20 protein-coding genes are annotated in these 19415 nt (G+C 63.3%); 9 read left to right on the top strand and 11 right to left on the bottom strand.

The window, feature by feature from the left end; translation table 11 throughout:
- Positions 1 to 182: 182 nt before the first annotated feature.
- Positions 183 to 1406, top strand: coding sequence for a transglycosylase SLT domain-containing protein (locus tag AC0L3J_RS10110; RefSeq protein WP_473346837.1), 1224 nt, complete (start codon positions 183 to 185; stop codon positions 1404 to 1406).
- Positions 1407 to 1658: 252 nt separating this feature from the next.
- Here the strand turns inward: AC0L3J_RS10110 and AC0L3J_RS10105 are convergent, their stop codons facing one another.
- The 3 genes from AC0L3J_RS10105 to AC0L3J_RS10095 all read right to left on the bottom strand — a co-directional run bounded on the left by AC0L3J_RS10105 (position 1659) and on the right by AC0L3J_RS10095 (position 3363).
- Positions 1659 to 2009 (bottom strand): hypothetical protein, encoded by a 351-nt coding sequence (locus AC0L3J_RS10105; protein WP_456765449.1) that lies wholly within the window; start codon positions 2007 to 2009, stop codon positions 1659 to 1661.
- 419 nt (positions 2010 to 2428) lie between these two features.
- Positions 2429 to 2710 (bottom strand): HGGxSTG domain-containing protein, encoded by a 282-nt coding sequence (locus AC0L3J_RS10100; RefSeq protein ID WP_456765448.1) that lies wholly within the window; start codon positions 2708 to 2710, stop codon positions 2429 to 2431.
- Positions 2707 to 3363, bottom strand: a complete 657-nt coding sequence (locus AC0L3J_RS10095; RefSeq protein WP_456765447.1) for a hypothetical protein — start codon at positions 3361 to 3363, stop codon at positions 2707 to 2709. The genes AC0L3J_RS10100 and AC0L3J_RS10095 overlap by 4 nt, the downstream gene beginning before the upstream one ends.
- A gap of 439 nt (positions 3364 to 3802) precedes the next feature.
- Here AC0L3J_RS10095 and AC0L3J_RS10090 point away from each other — a divergent pair, with 439 nt between their 5' ends.
- On the top strand, positions 3803 to 4777 hold the full coding sequence (locus AC0L3J_RS10090) for a Bug family tripartite tricarboxylate transporter substrate binding protein (RefSeq protein ID WP_456765446.1): 975 nt from the start codon (positions 3803 to 3805) through the stop codon (positions 4775 to 4777).
- Here AC0L3J_RS10090 and AC0L3J_RS10085 read toward each other — a convergent pair.
- Positions 4764 to 5249 carry an NUDIX hydrolase gene (locus AC0L3J_RS10085; RefSeq protein WP_456765445.1) on the bottom strand — a complete coding sequence of 162 codons (486 nt, stop codon included), beginning with the start codon at positions 5247 to 5249 and terminating at the stop codon, positions 4764 to 4766. The genes AC0L3J_RS10090 and AC0L3J_RS10085 overlap by 14 nt on opposite strands.
- A gap of 101 nt (positions 5250 to 5350) precedes the next feature.
- On the opposite strand from AC0L3J_RS10085, the gene AC0L3J_RS10080 reads away from it, so the two are divergent.
- On the top strand, positions 5351 to 6472 hold the full coding sequence (locus tag AC0L3J_RS10080; protein WP_456765444.1) for a DUF1236 domain-containing protein: 1122 nt from the start codon (positions 5351 to 5353) through the stop codon (positions 6470 to 6472).
- Positions 6473 to 6522: 50 nt separating this feature from the next.
- Here the strand turns inward: AC0L3J_RS10080 and AC0L3J_RS10075 are convergent, their stop codons facing one another.
- Entirely contained in the window at positions 6523 to 7479 is a 957-nt protein-coding gene (locus tag AC0L3J_RS10075; RefSeq protein WP_456765443.1) for a lytic transglycosylase domain-containing protein, read from the bottom strand.
- 182 nt (positions 7480 to 7661) lie between these two features.
- On the opposite strand from AC0L3J_RS10075, the gene AC0L3J_RS10070 reads away from it, so the two are divergent.
- Positions 7662 to 8696, top strand: a complete 1035-nt coding sequence (locus AC0L3J_RS10070; RefSeq protein WP_456765442.1) for a L,D-transpeptidase family protein — start codon at positions 7662 to 7664, stop codon at positions 8694 to 8696.
- On the opposite strand, the gene AC0L3J_RS10065 is transcribed toward AC0L3J_RS10070, so the two are convergent.
- From AC0L3J_RS10065 to AC0L3J_RS10055, 3 genes are all read right to left on the bottom strand, one after another.
- Entirely contained in the window at positions 8693 to 8968 is a 276-nt protein-coding gene (locus AC0L3J_RS10065) for a hypothetical protein (protein ID WP_027516602.1), read from the bottom strand. The genes AC0L3J_RS10070 and AC0L3J_RS10065 overlap by 4 nt on opposite strands.
- Before the next feature lie 79 nt (positions 8969 to 9047).
- Positions 9048 to 9905 (bottom strand): VOC family protein, encoded by an 858-nt coding sequence (locus AC0L3J_RS10060; protein WP_456765441.1) that lies wholly within the window; start codon positions 9903 to 9905, stop codon positions 9048 to 9050.
- A gap of 146 nt (positions 9906 to 10051) precedes the next feature.
- Entirely contained in the window at positions 10052 to 11242 is a 1191-nt protein-coding gene (locus AC0L3J_RS10055) for a urate hydroxylase PuuD (protein WP_456765440.1), read from the bottom strand.
- Positions 11243 to 11477: 235 nt separating this feature from the next.
- On the opposite strand from AC0L3J_RS10055, the gene AC0L3J_RS10050 reads away from it, so the two are divergent.
- Positions 11478 to 12809: a PQQ-dependent sugar dehydrogenase gene (locus AC0L3J_RS10050; RefSeq protein WP_456765439.1), complete on the top strand. Its 1332-nt coding sequence runs from the start codon at positions 11478 to 11480 to the stop codon at positions 12807 to 12809.
- A gap of 236 nt (positions 12810 to 13045) precedes the next feature.
- Here the strand turns inward: AC0L3J_RS10050 and AC0L3J_RS10045 are convergent, their stop codons facing one another.
- Genes AC0L3J_RS10045 through AC0L3J_RS10035 form a run of 3 tightly spaced genes read right to left on the bottom strand, consistent with a single transcriptional unit; the run spans position 13046 to position 15229 of the window.
- Entirely contained in the window at positions 13046 to 13846 is an 801-nt protein-coding gene (locus AC0L3J_RS10045; RefSeq protein ID WP_456765438.1) for an SDR family NAD(P)-dependent oxidoreductase, read from the bottom strand.
- Position 13847: 1 nt separating this feature from the next.
- A complete protein-coding gene (locus AC0L3J_RS10040) occupies positions 13848 to 14402 on the bottom strand; it encodes a carboxymuconolactone decarboxylase family protein (RefSeq protein ID WP_456765437.1) in 555 nt (184 codons plus the stop codon).
- A 14-nt stretch (positions 14403 to 14416) separates the two neighbouring features.
- Positions 14417 to 15229, bottom strand: a complete 813-nt coding sequence (locus AC0L3J_RS10035; protein WP_456765436.1) for an SDR family NAD(P)-dependent oxidoreductase — start codon at positions 15227 to 15229, stop codon at positions 14417 to 14419.
- A gap of 234 nt (positions 15230 to 15463) precedes the next feature.
- Here AC0L3J_RS10035 and AC0L3J_RS10030 point away from each other — a divergent pair, with 234 nt between their 5' ends.
- Genes AC0L3J_RS10030 through cyoD form a run of 4 tightly spaced genes read left to right on the top strand, consistent with a single transcriptional unit; the run spans position 15464 to position 19314 of the window.
- Entirely contained in the window at positions 15464 to 16297 is an 834-nt protein-coding gene (locus tag AC0L3J_RS10030) for a cytochrome ubiquinol oxidase subunit II family protein (RefSeq protein WP_456765435.1), read from the top strand.
- Positions 16287 to 18287, top strand: coding sequence for a cytochrome o ubiquinol oxidase subunit I (gene cyoB / locus AC0L3J_RS10025; RefSeq protein ID WP_456769684.1), 2001 nt, complete (start codon positions 16287 to 16289; stop codon positions 18285 to 18287). The genes AC0L3J_RS10030 and cyoB overlap by 11 nt, the downstream gene beginning before the upstream one ends.
- Positions 18287 to 18928 (top strand): cytochrome (ubi)quinol oxidase subunit III, encoded by a 642-nt coding sequence (locus AC0L3J_RS10020; RefSeq protein ID WP_456765434.1) that lies wholly within the window; start codon positions 18287 to 18289, stop codon positions 18926 to 18928. Before cyoB ends, AC0L3J_RS10020 begins: the two co-directional genes overlap by 1 nt.
- Positions 18925 to 19314, top strand: coding sequence for a cytochrome o ubiquinol oxidase subunit IV (cyoD, locus tag AC0L3J_RS10015; protein WP_018457172.1), 390 nt, complete (start codon positions 18925 to 18927; stop codon positions 19312 to 19314). Before AC0L3J_RS10020 ends, cyoD begins: the two co-directional genes overlap by 4 nt.
- Positions 19315 to 19415: the final 101 nt, after the last annotated feature.

The raw sequence follows: 19415 nt of genomic DNA, 5'->3' as shown, positions 1-19415 counted from the left end.
AGCCTCTCCTCCAAATCTGGTCGCAGTGGGTCGAAAATTGGACCGTACTGACAATTAGCATGGGAGTTGCCGCTGGAGACGGGCGCGATGCTTGTGATCGACGCGTTGCAATGGGGCAACACGTTTAGAAAAATTGACGAGCGGCCGTTCGCGCCATTGCGCGGCCCACATTGATTCCAAGAATGAGCCTCTTCGCATGCTTGGCTTTTCTACACGGCTCCGGTGGAGCCTATGGGGGCGACGGCATCATGAACCCGCGGCGACTTACGATAGTGGCCCCGACGTTTTGCGGAACGGTCGTTCTCGCGGGGTGGATTGTTGGCTGGCTGGCCGGCTTGGGTCCGGCCGGCACCGAGAACGCCCGCGCAGTGACCATCCAGGACCGCGCAGCATCTCTCGCCGCCACCGCGAGGCTCCCGGATGAACCGCAGGCAATCGCAATGGGCAACACCGGACCCGCGAACGCCGCTGTCGCTAGCGCCGAAGTGGCGACGGCCGCTGAGCCCGCGGCGGTGACAGCCACCGACACGACGGCGGCCTCGGATAAATCGGAATCGATCGTCGTGGCCGCGTTGCCCGATCCGTCGCAAACGCTATCGGCCGATTTACCGCCTGTGCAGGACTTACCGCCTGTGCAAGGCTCGGTGGACTTGGGCCACCATGATGCCGCCCAGCCGGCGCCGACCACGTGCGGTGCATCCGGCGGTGCCTCCAGCACGGGGCCGCAGGATTTCCGGTACCTCATTTGTTATGTCTGGTCCGAACTGCCGCCTGCCGAGAAGCCGGCGGCGATCGTCTTGCGTTCGTTCAAGGACATCCCGGTCGGAACGCCGGTGGAAGAGATCCAGCGCGCGTCCGACGCTTTCGGTCTGGATTCCACTTTCATGAAGGCCGTGGCCAAGGTCGAGTCCGGTTTCGACCCCAAGCAGCGCACCGGGTCGTATATCGGGCTGTTCCAGCTGAGCAAATACGAATTCAGAAAATTCGGCTCCGGAGACATTCTTAATCCCCGCGATAATGCCGTTGCGGCAGCCTACAAGGTCATCACGGAAGGCATTCTATTCCAGTGGGTGACGCGCAGGAAGCCGGACTTGAACGATCTTTACCTGATCCATCAGCAGGGCTGGGAAGGCGCCGCGGAGCACCTCAGCCAACCCAATCGCATCGCCTGGAAATCGATGTGCGCCACCGGCGAAGGCAGGGAGAAGGGCGAAAAATGGTGCAGGCGCGCGATCTGGGGCAATACGCTTCCGGCCGTCAAAGAGGCGTGGAAATCCGTGGAGAAGCTGACGTCGGAGGCGTTCGTCGGCATGTGGCGCGAGCGGGTTGCTCATTTCCAATCGAAATACATGGGCACCGCGACCGCCGACGCCGAGCGGGCGCCGGCACCAGTGAATGTCCGTTGAGTGGTTAGCAGGAGTTGCCGCACTCGCGGGCGAGCGGGGTTTCCGTCGCTGGTCGCGCGGATGCACTTTACATCGTCAACGACGCGCTCGGGTCGTTCCTGCTGCTAGCGAGGCGATCGATCAGGTGCCGATGTCTGCTTGTGGCCTGAAGGCGAAGTGTCCGGCACGCCGCCAGCTAGGGCCATAGCGGACATCGAGAATACGCGGCAAATCGACGCGAATGATCCGAAGCCGAGCACATTGAAAGTGAAGTCAAGTCATGATGCCAGGCATGAAGCATCGGACGCGCGGATGGCCGTCTATGTAATGCCTCCAGACCATTGTACGGCCGAAGAGGTTTGGTTCTGTGACAACCGCAGCGTCAGGTACGAGCACCCATTCGCCGTCGATGAGGACGCGGTAACGGCCCCGACTGGACTCCCAATCGGCATCGGACACGATGTATCCGTCGGCATCGGTACAGCACTTTCCAAATTCGCTCTGCAAGCTTTCAAACCACGACTTCAGCGGAGAGTGGTCGTATCGGCCATCGTCGCGTGCAAGGACCGGCGTCAGTAGCAACGCTGAACCCAGCAACGATGCCGCAAGTTTCGCTGGAAACATCTGTTTGCCTCCGCGATATTCGCCGGCCGATCCGCTGGCTTGGTGCGGCTTAGGCTGGCAACCCGGAAACCGAGTCCGTTGCAACTGCCGCTGACGAGTGACGATAGCTACAATCGCTCGATGCTGTGATGGGGCAGTTCATTCCCATCGCCCACTGACGTGAGTCCGGCAATTCGAGCGAAGGTTCAAACACGACAACGCTTCAACTAAAGGTCAGTGCAGCTGCTTCTTTGCCTAGCTTGCCCCTTGGCCGACCTCCAGGCTGGCGCCGAGCTTGTCCGACCAAGGCGGCGCAGCCGACCAAAGCCATCACAGACTTATGGAAATGACCCGCGATGCAAGTCTGCAGAGCATCTGTTGCGGGTCTCAGCAACAGTATCGTCAACAACAATTGCGATCTACGCTGGTCGCCGCAACGTCTATTCGGCAACTCGCGACAGCTCCGCAAGGAGCTTCAAGGCATCATCCAGCACGGCCTGGTCCTGCGTTCGTTCAGCGACCGCATCACGCGTGAAAGCGCCATGCGTTCGCGCATTCTGATTTCCTTTCGGCGCGCCCGATCTCCGTGCGCCGCCGTGCATGCGGCAGCGCGTCTTGCCGTGCAGCGCCGGCGCGCGGCAGGTCGTGCCGCTTCGCGTCTCGGCGCCACAGCGCGGGGTCGTCCACATCGCATGCGTGTTGCGGATGTGATCGCCGCTCATGCGCTGGCGCCTTGCCTCGATTCGGCCTGTTCGCATTCGCCGGTCTCGCGCGGCGGGACCGTTCCAGCGGCTGTCGCAACGTTCGGCTCCGACACGATCAAGCTTGCGTGTTGCGTGACGTTGCCCACGATTGCCCTGCCGCCATCCTGCACCGACAAATTCCGGACCGTGATCGCACGCTCCCCGTTGTTGCGGTGGCGGCTCAGTGCCTCGATCTGGCTTGCGAAGGTGCGGGCCAGCCGGGTCAGCGCGCGTGTGAGGCTCTCCTGCTGCGGAATGTCATCGGTGAGGGCGAGGCGGCAGGCAGCGCGCATCGCCGCCGCTTGAACGGACACCATCTGCACCGCGAGCATGGCCTCGATCGAATCCTTCGGCGCGATGCTCTTCACCAGCGAGATCATGAAGGCGAGATTGGCTTCATCGGGCTTGCGTCCGGTCATGCTGGCCTTCACCAATTGCTTGAGAAGACCATGCAGCGCGTCGCGGTCAGCGGCGCCGAGCGCCTCAGCCAGCAACCGTTCGCCGGCTTGCGGGTCGGCATGGAGGATCGCAATCCCCCGCTTGTAGAGCTTGATCCGCGGGCTCGCGGCGGGGCCGCTGCGATCGTTTGCCGCAACCGGCAGCGTGTTGTGGCGTTTGGCCGATGTTGTCATGTGCTGTGTCCTTTGCCCGCGCGGGCTCATTGCGCGCGAAATCAATCGCTCGGCTCGCGCGCCTGTGGGATTTTTGAGATGTCGATGAAGGGCTTACGCGCAATCACCGCGAGCCCCCCGTGGTCGGGTGGCGTGGACGCTGGCGATTGTTGCGATGATGGCATTCTGCCAGTGTTTTGCCCGACGAGTCAAACGGCATTACGAAGCGCGCAATCCTCGTTCGTGCCAATCCGCGTTCGTGCAAGTGCTTGATCTCGCAAGCGCCGGCTACTGTGCATGGGGTTGTTTTCGCATTTTTGTTTCGGAGCGGCCCTGACCTGCCGCGCGACGGAATGCCGGCGCGCAAACGCGATTGCGAAATCCGGCGCGCCCGCTCATCATGATCTGCGAATGGGCCGCGTCATGACAAAGCGGCGCGATTCGTCTGGGGAGAAAACGAATGCAACGAACGCTTCGCTTGCTGGCGATCCTCGCCGGATTGTGCGTGACGACGGAGGCCTTCGCGCAAAAATATCCGGTGCGGCCGGTCAAGATCATGGTCGGCTTCAGCGCGGGCGGCCCGGTCGACGTCGTCGCGCGCATCGTCGCCGATCGGCTGAGCAACAAGCTCGGACAAGCCTTCGTGGTCGAGAACCGCGCCGGCGCCAACGGCATGATCGCCGCCGAAGGCGTCGCGCATGCGGAAGGCGACGGCTACACGATGCTGGCCTGCAACTCCTCCACCATCACGCTCAACAAGACGCTGTTCAAAGATATCCGCTACGACCCGGAAAAAGACTTCGCGCCGCTCACCACCGTCGTGTCGGCGCCGCTCGTGCTCGTGGTCAACCCGGAGAATCCCAAGACGGCGAACATCAACACCGTCGCCGATCTCGTCGCCGCCGCAAAGGCTGCGCCCGGCGCGCTTGCCTACGGCTCGGGCGGCAACGGCAACCTCGCCCATCTCGCCATGGAGCTGCTCAGCCAGAAGGCCGGCGTCAAGATGATCCACGTGCCCTATCGCGGTGGTGCTGCGTCCGAGGTCGGCATCCTCGCGCAGGAGGTGCTGGCGGTGTTCGATCCGTTGTCCGCCGTGCCGCTCGTGAAGGCCGGCAAGCTGCGCGCGCTCGCGGTGTCCTCGGCCGAGCGGCTGCCAGCGCTGCCTGATGTGCCGACCGTCGCGGAAGCCGGCTATCCCGGCTTCGACATCTCGTTCTGGGTCGGCTTCTTCATGCCGAAGGCAACGCCCGCGCCGACGCTCGAGATGCTGCACCGGGAGATCATCGCGGCGGCGGCTGATCCGATGTTGAAAGAGCGGCTGGAGACGCAGGGCGTCGTCAGCGTGCTCAGTCCGGCCGAGTATGCTGCAAAGATCGCCAAGGAGACCAAGGAGCTCGCCGAAGTCGTGGCGGCCGCGAACATCAAGGCGGAGTAGGGCGTCTGCTTGCCGTGCTGCCGACCACCTGAGCCAGCCGCTCGAGCAGAGGGCGCTGTCCCGCGTTGATCTTCTCGTGCGCTTCTGCGAGCGTGAACCATTCCGCACGATCGACCTCCGGGAAGGTCTGGCGCTTGCCGCTGCGCGGCGGCCATTCCATCTCAAAAGTGTTGCTGCGAATGCTGCGTAGGTCGAGGTCGAACTCGGCCGCGAAGGCGGTGACGACCTTGCCCCCGCGCTGCTTGACCTGACCAAGCGAAGTCAGCGGCACGGACAGCTCAAATCCAAGCTCCTCGGCAAACTCCCGTCGCGCGGCGATGTCTGCGTCTTCTCCGTCCGCGTACTCGCCCTTCGGGATCGACCAGGCGCCGAGGTCCTTGTTGCGCCAGAACGGCCCTCCGGGATGAACGAGCAGGACCTCGATCTCCCCGCGCCTCCGATAGGCAATGATCCCGGCGCTTTTCGATGGCATCGCAGGTTCCGTGCAGGGGCGCATTCGCTCGGGAAAAAGTGGAACAGACGGTTTTAGCGCAGGTTAATAGCCAACGCTTTAACCGAACAAGGGAGTGACCCATGATCCGCCTGTTGGCAACGACCGCCTTGGGGCTGGTGCTGGCGAACGCCGCCTTTGCGCAATCGCCAAACACCAACACCAAGTCCGAGCAGACGCCGCAATCCCAGTCGAATTCCACAGCTCCGTCCAACACGTCGCCGTCTGGCGCGGCACAAACGCAGCAGTCGCCATCGCAGCCGCAGCAATCATCAACGCCGGGAGCATCGACACAGAATACCCAGACGACCACCCCGTCTTCCGGGTCCGCCAATTCCGGCTCCGGGACCAACGCCACCAACAGCGCGGACACGTCCTCCCGGCCGCCGAGCGGTACGGCCAACTCCAACACGGCCGGCAACCAGCCCGCCTCGCAGCAGAGCGCCAATCCGCCGGCGGCAAACTCGAACCAGGCGCAGGATCGCACCAATCCTACGTCGAACAACACCAATCAAGCGCAGCAGGCGCCTGGTGCGTCTGGCACCAACCAGGCCCAGCAATCGCCGAACGCGCCGAGCAGCAATCAGGCGCAGGACCAACGGACCGGCGCCAATTCACAGGCCGCGGCCCGCACGGACGTCAACCTCAACAAGCAGCAGGAGACCAGGATCAGCGCGTCCATCTCCCATCTCAACGTGCGGCCGCTGACCAGCGTCAATTTCTCGCTCAACGTCGGCACGGTGGTGCCGCGCGACGTCCAGCTGTCGACGCTGCCCCCCGATGTGGTCGAGATCGTGCCGCAATATCGCGGCTACAGCTTTGCGCTGGTGAAGGATGAGATCGTCGTGGTCGATCCGGCGACATACAAGATCGTAACCGTGCTGCCGTACTCGGGACAATCCACCGCGACAACGACCACGCGTGAGCGCAGCGCCAGCAAGTTTTCAGATCGCGATCGCGAAGTGATCCGCAAGCATGCGAAGACCCGCACGGAGGGACGGAGCGAACGACAGACCACCGGCAGCACCGCGCGGTCCGAGATTCACGTTGGTGACCGCGTTCCCGAGAGTGTCGAGGTGGAGGAATTCCCGAGCACCGTCTACCGGGACGCGCCCGACCTGCGCGAGTACCGCTACATTCACCGCGATACGCGGACCTATGTCGTCGAGCCCCGCGAACGCCGCATCATCGAGGAGATCGACTAGTCCACGGACCGTCGGAAGCCGCTCCATCGAGCGGCTTCCGGATTTGCGCATCAGCCTGAAGATCGTTCGCGCGCCGCAAAACGGATGGCGCGGGCCTTCGCGCTCTTTCCCGCCGCGCGCGCGGCGATCATGCTGCGTGCCTTGCCGTGGGTGCTGTTCCGAATCAGGGACGCGAGCCGCTTGCGTGCGCGGCTGGCGGTCAATCGCGCCGCCAGTTGTTCTGCCTTGCGAATGATGGTCGTGACCGAGGGCGTCAGGTTCACCGGAACCCAGGCGACATCTCTCGTCTTGGACAGGCTGCCGATGCCCTCGCATGGCGCCTCGCGCGGCAGGTCTATCCGGATCGCGAGGGCTTCCGCACGTTCGGTCCAGTCCTCGGCCTTGGTGCCGGTGATGATGCGGACATAGTCGCGTGTCTCACGCGGCAGCTCGCTCTCTTTGGCAAGCCATTTCTGGATCCGGCCGGGGCCTGCGTTGTAGGCGGCTGCAGCAAGTCCGAGATTGCCGAAATCGTCACGCAGCTTGCGCAGGAATTTGGCCGATGCCGGCAGCGCCTTCATCGCATCGAACGGATCATCCAGCCCGACCTCGGCTGCCGTTTCCGGCATGAACTGTGCGACGCCTTGCGCGCCGGCCTGGCTGACCTCGTTGGACTTGAAGCGGCTCTCCTGCCAGATCAAACGCGCGAAGAACGGCACGGGAATGCCGCTGGCTTCGGCAGCGCCACGAAGCGCGTGGCAGAAGCGCTCCGTCGGCGAAACCGGCGCCTGCGCGACGGCTTCGACCGCATCCGGCGGCTCGGGTGTCCCCTCATAGGCCGCACGCGCATTGGCAAGCTCGAGGGCCTGCACGCTTGCAAGGAACAGCTCCACCACCGGAACAAGTGGTGAGGCCTGGGTGTTTTGAAGAACGGTGTGATCGAAAGCTGATGTTTGGCGTGACGCCGACGGATCGAAGTCGCACATCAGAATCATGAACGCGGCGCAAGCCGCGACGACAAATCGCATTTGCTGGAGCAACCTCGAACTGTGGGTGAACGGCCAGCGGTGCGCCGGCGATAAGGAGTTATTAACCGAACGATTGCGGCAAAGCTGCGGTCTCGTCGGTTCCGCCGGTGTTACTACGGTGTTCCCGCCGGGAAACTCTCTTCTCCGCGATTTTGCGGGCATGGCGAATTGGGACGAGCGAGATGATGCGGTGGATGCTTGGTGCGATGATTTCGCTGTCGATGATCTCTCCGGCGCTTGCCGGCAATCTCGATGCAGCAGCGGTAAACGACGCTGCGCGTCCCGCAAAGAAAATTGCTGCCGATAAGCTCAACGCATCGATCGTGAAGCTTCAGATCTTGCTCGAGCGTGCGCGGTTCTCGCCCGGGGAGATCGACGGCAAGCTCGGCGAGAACGCGCAGAAGGCGCTGAAGGCATTCGCGGAGCAGAACGGCGTTGCATCCGACAAAGCGATCGCACCGGAGCTTTGGGATAAGTTGAATGCAGCGAACGAGGGCCCTGTCCTCGTCGAATACAAGATCACGGACGCGGATGTGAAGGGCCCGTTTCTGAAGGAGCTGCCCGGCAAGCTTGATGACATGAAGCAGCTGAAGGCGCTGAGCTACACCAGTCCGCTCGAAGGGCTTGCCGAGAAGTTCCACATGAGCGGAGACCTGCTTCGGACGCTCAATCCCGGCAAGTCCTTCGACAAGGCTGGAGAGACGATTATTGTTGCGAATGTCTCTGCACGAAGCGAGCTGCCAGCCGTTGCGCGGCTCGAGATCGACAAGAAGAACGGCACGCTGAAAGCATTCGACGGGGGCGGCACCCTGATCGCATTCTATCCCGCGTCAATCGGAAGTCCGGATCGTCCGACCCCGAGCGGTACGCTCAAGGTCACCAGCACCCGCGAGAATCCGGTCTATCACTACAACCCCGACTACAAGTTCAGAAGCGTCAAATCGAAAAAGCCGTTCGATGTTCAGCCGGGCCCGAACAATCCGGTCGGAGCATACTGGATCGGCTTGTCCGCCCAGGGTTACGGCATCCACGGAACGGCGGAGCCTGACAGGGTCAGCAAGTCGGCGTCGCATGGCTGCGTCAGGCTGACCAATTGGGACGTGCGCGCGCTCGGCGAGCACGTCAAGCGCGGCACACCGGTGGTCTTCCTGGATGCGCCGACGGACTCCTCGTCCTCGCAGCAGGTGAAGTCCGGCGGCAGGCGCGCCTCGAACTAATCTTTGGGAAAGTCCTTGCGCATCGCGATCTCGGCGGCATCGCCGGGCGATAGCACGGTCTGGTCGAACGCTGCTTGCGGCCTCGTCATGATATCGTAAAGCGAGATGCCTTTGATCGGCTTGCCCATGAGCTCGCGGACGCAGTCGGCGAGCGTGCCGTTGTAGACGAGATAGGGCGGACCGCGATCCTTCTGCCTCTCGCCTTTCAGCGACGGCCACTTTTTCAGTTCGGCCGGCGCGTCATAGGCGATCGGCGATTTCTCTTTGAACATGCGCTTGGCCCCTGAAGGCGCGGGTAGCCCAGAAGCCTAGGGCGGCCCGGTAAAACGCTTGTTAAAGAATTAGCTCAAATCAGCCGGCAACAAAGGCGAGCAGGGTGCCGTTGGCCTTGCCCGGCGGCACGCAGATCGCAGGCCCGCTGCGCACCGCTGCCGAACCAAGCGCCTTCTCGGTGGCCGCGAGATCGCCGCTCACGAGCACCAGGGCAGCGCCACCGCGTTCGGACAGGCCCGCGAGCGGCACGCCGGGATAGCGTTTGCCAAGCTGCTCCAGCGTCAAGTAAACGAAATCGGCACGATCGCCACCGGAGGCCACGGTCACCGCGCCATCGGTTTCACTCTTCGGCTCGCGGTCGATCAGCCGCCCCAGATGCGCGGCGTCCTTCGCGGGCTCGGGCGTCGCGATCAATGTCTGCTTGATCCGCCTGGCCGCATTAGCATGCTTCATCAGCTCGGGAATCCACACGGTGTCGCGCGTCTTGTGCTGGCAGGCGAAAATGCGCACGCCGCCGGGCGCTTCCGCGGTCGGCCACATGAAGGTGCGGAATTTCGCCGCCGAGATCGTGCCATCAGGCAGCGTCACGGGCCTTTCGAAATCGGTCGGGCCGATCGGCTCCAGGCCGCGTGCGCGGATTTCCTCCGCGCCGGCGGTGGAATCGACCGCGGTGAAGGCGATGCGCTCGATGCCTTCGCCGCGCTTGTCGAGGAACGCACGCGCCGGCGCGTTGTGCTCGGTCGCGGCGAGCACGCCGAGGAGCTCCATATAATCCGGGTCGAACATGATGGTGTAGTTGCCGGTGCCCATATGCGCGCTGTGCGTGCCGCGCGGCGAGATGGTGAAGCCGAGCTGCCGGTAATTATCGGCGGCTTTGTCGAGGTCCTGAACCATGACCACGGCGTGGTCGATACCGATAACGTTCTTGAGTGCCACTGTTCTTTCCCCGCATGCAAACTGACTGGACCGCCGCTGGCGGCCGCAAGTCCTGTCTACGCCGGATAGGCGGTCAAGTCATTTTCAAATCGGCAGGACATGCGGAAAATTCATTCCGCGAAACGCAATACCGACCCGCGATGGCGTCAGCGTGCCTGCTCGATATAGGCGGCGAGGATGGCGCGCTCCTCGCTGGTCATTTCGGTGATGTTGCCCGGCGGCATCGCATTGGACCAGGCGGCGACGCGGCCGATCAGGCGGATGTTGCGATGGATGTGCTCGGGCGCGTCGAGCAAGATGCCCTTCGGCGCGGTCACGATGCCGGCCCAGACCGGCTCGGCCGCATGGCACATGCTGCAACGGGACATCACGATCTCCTCGACATTGGCAAGCGTCGGCTGCGCCGACAGCGCGCTTGTCTTGACCTCGCGCGGACCGGCCGCCGAGAGGAACAGGATTGCGATCACGCCGACCGCTGCGACGCCCCACACCCACCACGGCGATTTGCGTCCGGCATGACCCTCGTTGAAGAAGTGCCGGATCACGGGGCCGAGCGCCAGGATGATGGCGACAATGATCCAGTTGAAGCGCGTGGCGTAGAGCAGGGGATAATGGTTGCTGATCATCAGCACGACGACAGGCAGCGTCAGATAGTTGTTGTGGACCGAGCGCTCCTTGCTGGCCTTGCCGAGCTTTGGATCGGGCGCCTGTCCGGCGATCAGGCTGGCTGCGATCTTCTTCTGGTTCGGGATGATCAGCGTGAAGACGTTGGCGACCATGATGGTGCCGATGATCGCCCCGATCTGGTTGAAGGCGCCGCGCCCGCTCAGCACGTGGGTGAAAGCGTAGGTGAGGGCGACCAGGAAAAGATAGCCGCCGATGGCGAAGGGCAGCTCGCGCTGCGCGAGCCCGCTGCGGCAGGCGGCTTCATAGAGCAGCCAGGCGAGTGCGAGGCTGCAGAGGCTGAACAGGCCGGCCTGGAATGGCGTGAGGTCGAGGATCGACTTGTCGACCAGGAACAGATCGGCCTCGAGATAATACACCACCACCATCAGCGCGAAGCCGGACAACCAGGTGGTGTAGGCCTCCCATTTGAACCAGGTCAGTTCGTCCGGCATCTGGGCGGGCGCGACCAGATATTTCATGATCCGGTAGAAGCCGCCGCCATGGACCTGCCAGGCCTCGCCCTGCACGCCGTCCGGCAGCTTGCTGTCAGGCCTGAGGCTGAGGTCGAGGGCGATGAAATAGAAGGAACTGCCGATCCATGCGATCGCGGCGACCACGTGCAGCCAGCGGAGCAGCAGGCTGGCCCATTCCGATATGATGGATCCCCACATGATCACCCCAACAGATGCAGCCCCAATGCCGCAGCCTTGATGACCGCGACCGGCGGTCCTGCCCTTACAATGTGTCGCACCGATCAGCCGCGTTTTCCAGTACGATGGGCTGCGGCTGATGCACATCGTGCGGGCATGAGCTGACGTGGGATTCGGCAGGCATTTGACCTTTAGCAGAACGTTTGCGCGTCGATCGGCGTTGATGCGCCAGACGTAACGGCCGGGAGGAAACGACGTGAGGAACAGGATTTCGTTCGTGGCGATATCCGCGGGGTGGCTGGTCGCGGTCGCGAGCTGCGCCCAGGCGGAGCCGGTGCTGCAAGGCAAGGATGCCTACGGCGATTGGCAAGCCGACAAGCCCGGCACAGTCAGGTTGATCCGGCCGCAGGATCTGGTCAGGCCCGGCGCCACCCGGTCGGTTGCGAGTTCGTCGCGCGTGGTGCCGCGCCCGCCGGAGGGGGCGCTTCAGGTCCCGGCCGGCTTCAAGATCGAGCTGTTCGCAGAGGGCCTGCGCGCCCCGCGCATCGTGCGCGTGGCGCCGAACGGCGATGTCTTCGTCGCGGAGACGCGCGCGGGCACCATCCGCGTGTTGCGCGCCGGCGACGGCGGCAAGGCCGCGACCAACGAGGTGTTCGCCAGCGGACTGCGGCAGCCGTTCGGCATCGCCTTCTTCCCGAACGGCGACAATCCGCAATGGGTCTATGTCGCCAACACCGACAGCGTCGTCCGCTTTCCCTATCAGGCCGGCGATCTCAAGGCGCGTGGCAAGGCGGAGACGATTGTCGCGAGCCTGCCGCATGACGGCGGTCATTCCACCCGCGACGTCGTCTTCACGCCCGACAACAGGCGCATGCTGGTGTCGGTCGGCTCGCTCAGCAACGTCGCCGAGGGCATGGGCACGCCGCCGGGTGGCGTGGAAGCCTGGTCGAAGGCGCAACCGCTCGGCGCAGCCTGGGCGAGCGAGACCGAGCGCGCCACGGTGCTCGCCTTTACCCCCGAGGGTAAGGAGCGGAAGATCTACGCCACCGGCATCCGCAACTGCGTCGGTCTTGCGATTCAGCCGCAGACCGGGCTGCCCTGGTGCTCGACCAACGAGCGCGACGGGCTCGGCGACGATCTCGTGCCTGACTATGTGACCAGCGTGAAGGATGGCGCGTTCTATGGCTGGCCATGGTTCTATATCGGCGGCAACGAAGACCCGCGCCACGCCGGCGCGCGGCCGGACCTCAAGGACAAGGTGACGGTGCCTGATGTGCTGGTGCAGCCGCACTCGGCCTCGCTCGGCATGACCTTTTATCAGGGCACGCAGTTTCCATCCGAATACCAGGGCGATGCTTTCGCGGCCGAGCACGGCTCCTGGAACCGGTCGAAGCGCACCGGCTACAAGGTGATCCGAATCCGCATGAAGGATGGCAAGCCGACCGGCGAGTATGAGGATTTTGTCACGGGATTCGTGGTGAGCGATACCGAGGTATGGGGGCGGCCGGTCGGTGTTGCCGTGGCGAAAGATGGATCGCTGCTGGTGTCGGAGGACGGCAACGGCACGATCTGGCGGGTGAGCCGCTAGCCTCGCCACGATGGAGGTGCACCCTCGCCCCTTGTGGGAGAGGGTGGCTCGCCGCATAGCGGCGAGACGGGTGAGGGGTTCTATCGGCGAACTCGTCTGCGTGTGCGGAGAGAAACCCCTCATCCGGCGCCATAGCCGAAGCTTTGCTTCGGCGTTCTTAAGAACGGCGGCCGAAGGCCGCCTACGCCACCTTCTCCCGCAAGGGGAGAAGGGAAGACGCACTGCGCTTGCGGCGCTCACCCCCGTCGCACACTCGCGCCGCCATCCACCGGCAACGTCACACCCGTGATGAAATTCGCCTCGTCCGACGCCAGGAACAGCGCGGCATTCGCGACGTCCCACCCCGTGCCCATCTTCCTGCGCAGCGGCACCTTGCTGTCGCGCTCGGCTTCGACTTCGGCGCGGGTCTTGTGCCATTCGCGGGCGCGGGTGTCGACGGCCATCGGCGTGTTCATCAGGCCCGGCAGGATGACGTTGGCGCGGATGCCGTATTCCGCGTTCTGGTAGGCGAGCTGTTCGGTGAAGGCGATCATCGCCGACTTCGTCGCCTTGTAGGCGACGTAAGGGTAGGTGGTGATCGCCGCCATCGAGGAGATGTTGATGATCACGCCGCTGTTCTGCGCGCGCATGATCGGGATCACCTCTTTCGCCGCCCAAATGCAGCTCTTCAGATTGATGGCGACGACGCGGTCGAACGCCTCCTCGGTGATTTGCAGCAGCTCGGCGTCGCCGCCGGAGAGGCTGACCCCGACATTGTTGTGCAGCACGTCGATCCGGCCCCAGCGCGCCTGCGCCTCCGCGACCATCGCCTTGATGTCGGCGGACTTTGTGACGTCGGCCCTGAACGCCGCGGCGGTGCCATGCTTCGCCGCGATCATGGCGGCGGTTTCCTGCGCGGATTCCAGATGATGATCGACGCACAACACCCTGGCACCCTCGCGCGCGAAGGTCAGCGCAGTGGCGCGGCCGTTGCCCATGCCCTCGCCGGGGCTCTGCCCGGCGCCCACGACGACCGCAACCTTGTCCTTCAAGCGCATGTCAGTTCACTCCCGGGATCGGGTACTGCTGGAGTACCTCTTTGTAATATGGCTCGTTGTCGATCTTCATGGTGGCGAGCACGCGCACCACGCCGCAATAGAAGGCGATGGTCAGCACGAGGTCGACCATGTGTTCGTCCGAGAGATGCTGCTTGATCTCGGCAAAAGTCGCATCCGACATCGCGAGTTCGCGTACCATCTCGCGGGCACCTTTCAGGATCGCCTTGGCCTGTGGCTCGAGCGTCGAGGGCTTGCCCTCGGTCTCAGCCATCAGGCCGGCGATGTCATCATCGGTGACGCCGAACTCCCTGCCGATCTTCACGTGATGAGTGAACTCGTATTCCGATTTCTCCATCCAGCCGATCTGGAGGATCGCAAGCTCGCGCAGGCGCGGGTCGAGCTTGCTCTTGAAGCGGATGTAGCCGCCGATGCCGTTGAAGGCGCGCGCCATCTCCGGCGAATTGACCAGCAGCTTGTGCAGATTGGTGTTGCGCTTGAGCATGTCGCGATATTCGGGCGCGACCTGGTCGGCCTCGAGATAGGGCAGGCGGGCCATCCCTGATGTTCCTTTCAGTGTTCTTGTGATTCACGTTCGGGCGCTTGCAGCGTCACCCCGCCGTCCACCACCAGCACCTGTCCGGTGATGTAGCGCGCAAAATTGCTGAGCAGGAATTTGACGGCATGACCAACGTCCCAGCCGGTGCCTTCCATTTTCAGCAAAGACGCCTTGGCCCGCTGGGCGCGCGCCTGTTCGCTCATGCCGCGGCCATAGACCATCGGCGTGTACATCGGCCCGGGGCAGATGCAATTGACGCGGATGTTGTCGCGGCCGTGATCGACCGCCATTGCGCGGGTCAGGCCGATGATCGCGGCTTTCGAGGTCGAATATGTCGTCAGGCCGCGCGGCCGCAGCGCCGAGATCGAGGAGATGTTGACGATCGCGCCGCCCTTGGCGGTCTTGATCATTGCGGGGATCGCGTGCTTGGAGAGCAGGAACATGCTCTCGACATTGACCTGCATGACGCGGCGATATTGCTCGGGGGCTTCATCGACCACGCTGCCGCGGCTGCCGATGCCGACATTGTTGTCGAGGAAATCGATCCGGCCCCAGCGGTCGAGCGCGGCTTCGACCAGCGTCCTGCAATCGCTATCGCTGGTGACGTCACCGCCATGAGCCGCGGCCGTGCCGCCTTCGGCTGCGATCATCTCCACGGTGCGTTCGGCGAGCTTGAGGTCGCGATCTGCCACCAGCACTTTGGCGCCGGCGCGAGCCAGTAGAATTGCGGCGGCGCGGCCGTTGCCGATACCGTCGCCGGCAGCGCCGCCGCCGCTGACCAGCGCCACCTTGCCGGCGAGACCGGGATCGTCCTCGGGCCCCTGCATGTCGTTTCATCCCAAATATTTTCGTGCAGTCTAGCAATCGCGCGGAGCGGCGAGAAGGGCCGGGCTCCCGCTTTCATGTCATTGACATCGCATGGAATTGCATGCCGCCGCACGAGAAGGGCGAACGGTCGACCCGCGCCGTTAGGAACCGACCTCGCGCGATCGCGTTTGCTGCCGGAGCCTTTCCCGCGTTAGGCTCTGTCCCGGGGCTTCCCAACCGCCAGTGGCTTGCCGATGAATCTGCTCGATCCACAAGGGCCTGTGGCTGCGGCCAACAGCACCATCCTGGTCGATTCCGTCTTCATCATGCTCGCGATCGTGGTGCCGACCATCATCGCCATCCTGGCGTTTGCGTTCTGGTTTCGCGCCTCGAATCCGAAAGCAAAGTTTCAACCCGACTTCGTCTATTCCGGTCGGGTGGAGATGGTGGTGTGGGCGATCCCCGCGCTCACCGTGATCCTGCTCGGGGGTGTCGCCTGGATCGGCTCGCATCAGCTCGACCCCGCAGCGCCCGTGCCCGGCACCGGCAGTCCGGTCCGCATCCAGGCCGTCTCGCTCGACTGGAAATGGCTGTTCATCTATCCGGACCAGCGCATTGCCACCATCAACACGCTGACGGTGCCGGCCGGCGCCGAACTGAATTTCCAGCTGACGTCGTCGAGCGTGATGAACGTATTCTTCATCCCGCAGCTCGGCAGCATGATCTACACCATGAACGGCATGGTGACGAAGCTGAACCTGCGCGCCGACAACGAGGGCAAGCTGCAGGGACTGTCGGCACATTTCTCCGGCGACGGGTTTCCGGACATGATGTTCGACGTCAACGTGGTCTCGCCGCTCGCCTTTCCGGATTGGGTGGCGACCACGGCGAAGAGCGATGCCGTCCTCAATGAGGACAGCTACAAGAAGCTGATGCAGCAGGGCATCGAGAAGGGCAGGCCGAGCTACAGGCTCGATGATCCCCGACTGTTCGACCTGATCGCGACCCAGCATATTCCGCCGGGACCGGGGCCGGAGCTCGCATCCGAAGCAGGCCGGTCGCACAGTGGAGGCCATGATGCTCGGTAAGCTCGATTGGTCGGCGATCCCGTTCGACCAGCCTATACCGCTGATCGCGGGCGCCGTGGTGCTGGTCGGGATTCTCGCCGTGCTGGCCTGGGTCGTGGTGAAGGGACATCTGCCCTATCTCTGGCACGAGTGGATCACCAGTGTTGACCACAAGCGGATCGGCGTGATGTACATCCTGCTGGCCTCGGTGATGCTGCTGCGCGGCGGCAGCGACGCCATCATGATGCGGATTCAGCAGGCGGTCGCCTACCAGTCGCAGGGCTATCTGCCGCCGGAGCACTACAACCAGATATTCTCCGCGCACGGCACCATCATGATTTTCTTCGTGGCGATGCCGTTCGTGATCGGACTGATGAATCTCATCGTGCCGCTCCAGCTTGGCGTACGAGACGTCGCTTTCCCGACGCTCAATTCGGTCGGCTTCTGGCTAACCGCGACCGGTGCGCTGCTGGTCAATCTCTCGCTTGTCATCGGCGAGTTCGCCCGGACCGGCTGGCTCGCGTTTCCGCCGCTGTCGGAACTGTCCTACTCGCCGGGCGTCGGCGTCGATTATTACGCGTGGTCGCTGCAGATCTCCGGCGTCGGCACGCTGGTGGCCGGCATCAACCTCGTAACGACGGTGCTGAAGCTGCGCACCAAGGGCATGAACTATCTGCGCATGCCGATGTTCTGCTGGACCACGCTGGCCTCGAATCTCCTGATCGTCGCGGCTTTCCCGATTTTGACCGCCACCCTCGCGATGCTGCTGCTCGACCGCTATCTCGGCTTCCACTTCTTCACCAATGAGGCCGGCGGCAATGTCATGATGTTCATGAACCTGATCTGGGCCTGGGGGCATCCCGAGGTCTACATCCTGGTGCTGCCGGCCTTCGGCATCTTCTCCGAGGTGGTGTCGACCTTCTCCGGCAAGGCACTGTTCGGCTATCGCTCGATGGTGCTGGCGACCATGGCGATCTGCGTCATCTCCTTCATGGTTTGGCTGCATCACTTCTTCACCATGGGGGCGGGCCCCGACGTCAACGCCATCTTCGGCATCGCCAGCATGATCATCGCGATACCGACCGGGGTGAAGATCTACAACTGGCTGTTCACGATGTATGGCGGGCGCATCCGCTTCGAGACGCCGATGCTGTGGTCGATAGGCTTCATGGTCACCTTCATCATCGGCGGATTGACCGGCGTGCTGGTCGCGGTGCCGCCGGCCGATTTCATCCTCCACAACAGCATGTTTCTGGTCGCGCACTTCCACAACGTCATCATCGGCGGCGTGCTGTTCGGCGCATTCGCCGGCTTTGAGTACTGGTTCCCGAAGGCGTTCGGCTTTCGCCTCGACGACCGTTGGGGCAAGCTCGCGTTCTGGTTCACTTTCCTCGGCTTCTACGTCACCTTCATCCCGCTCTACGTCGCCGGCATGCTCGGCATGACGCGGCGCATGCAGCACTACGACGTCGCGGCGTGGCGGCCCTGGATGCTGGTTGCAGCCGTCGGCATGGCCGTGCTGACGATTGGCGTGATCTGTCAGATCGTGCAGCTCGTGGTCAGCATCCGCAACCGCGAGGCCCTGCGCGACCGTACCGGTGATCCCTGGGATGGTCGCTCGCTGGAATGGGCGACGTCGTCGCCGCCACCGGTTTTCAATTTCGCTTTCAATCCCGATGTGCGCGGCGAAGATGCCTATTGGGACGTGAAGGCTCGTGCCCAGCAGCAATCGCTCGAGCACGGCCGACCGGAATATCAGGACATCGAGATGCCCAGGAATTCGCCGACCGGCTTTGTCTGCGCGTTCTTCGCTACCATCATGGGCTTTGCGCTGATCTGGCACATCTGGTGGATGGTGATTTTGGGTGGTATCGGAGCGTTCGCGACGTTCGTCGTGTTCGCCTGGCGCGACCATGACGAATACGTCATTCCGGCCGCAGAGGTCGCGGCGATCGACCGCGTTAATCTCGAGGAGCGGCGCGATCTTGTCAGCATGGCGGGGACAGTCTGATGTCAATGACCGCGACCGCCGGCCATGCGCACGCCGATCCCCACCACATCGGGCTCGTCATCGAGCATCCCGGCCCTGCGCCGAAGCGCATCGTGACCGCCTATGGTTTCTGGATCTTCCTGCTCTCCGACATCGTGATGTTCTCCTGCTTCTTTGCGGCCTACGCGGTGCTGGCCGACCAGACCGCCGGCGGCCCGAAGGGTTCGGAGATATTCGAGCAGCGGAACGTCGCGATCGAGACTGTCTGCCTGCTGCTGTCTAGTTTCACGTGCGGCATGGCGAGCATCGCAGCCGATGTGCGCAACCGGTTCTGGTTCTATCTCGGGATGGCGGTGACGTGTTTGCTCGGCCTCATCTTTCTCGTCATTGAGTTTCGCGAATTCGCTGATCTCGTTGCCCGCGGCTATGGCCCATCGCGCAGCGCTTTCCTGACCTCGTTCTTCTCGCTGGTCGGCTGCCACGGCCTCCACGTCTCGGCAGGCATATTGTGGCTGCTCACCATGATGGCCCAGGTCTTCGCAAAGGGTTTTCGTGCCGACGTGCTGCGCCGGATGATGTGCTTTGCGTTGTTCTGGCATGCGCTCGACATCGTCTGGGTCGGAGTCTTCTCGGTCGTCTATTTGCTTGGGAGTGGCGTATGAGCGATCAGACGCATATGCCGGCCGGTCATGACCTTGCGCCGGGCGATGAGGAGCAACACAGTGTCGGGACGCGCATCCTCGGCTACGTGGTCGGTCTTGTCCTCGCGCTGCTGCTGACAGCGACCTCGTTCTTTATCGCCGGCACGGATCTGGTCTGGCAGCCTTCGATTCCCGTCGCGCTGATCGTGCTGGCGATCGCGCAGATGGGCGTGCACCTCGTGTTCTTCCTGCACATCACCACCGGCCCTGACAACACCAACAACGTGCTGGCGCTGGCCTTCGGACTGCTGGTGGTGTTCCTGGTGGTCGGTGGTACCGTCTGGATCATGGCGCATCTGAATGCGAACATGCCGGCCATGGATCAGATCATGCCGATGCGCCGCTAAGGGCGCACAAAAAAGAAGAGCCGCTTGTTGTGACAAGCGGCCCAAGTCTAGGGAGGAAACGCCCGAGCAAAGCAATCGGGCCGGAGCCGGATTGCCGCCAA

This window comes from Bradyrhizobium sp. Kon37, from assembly GCF_055807535.1.
The sequence above is the reverse complement of the archived record's forward strand: the minus strand, read 5'-3'. Positions and strand labels throughout refer to the sequence as shown.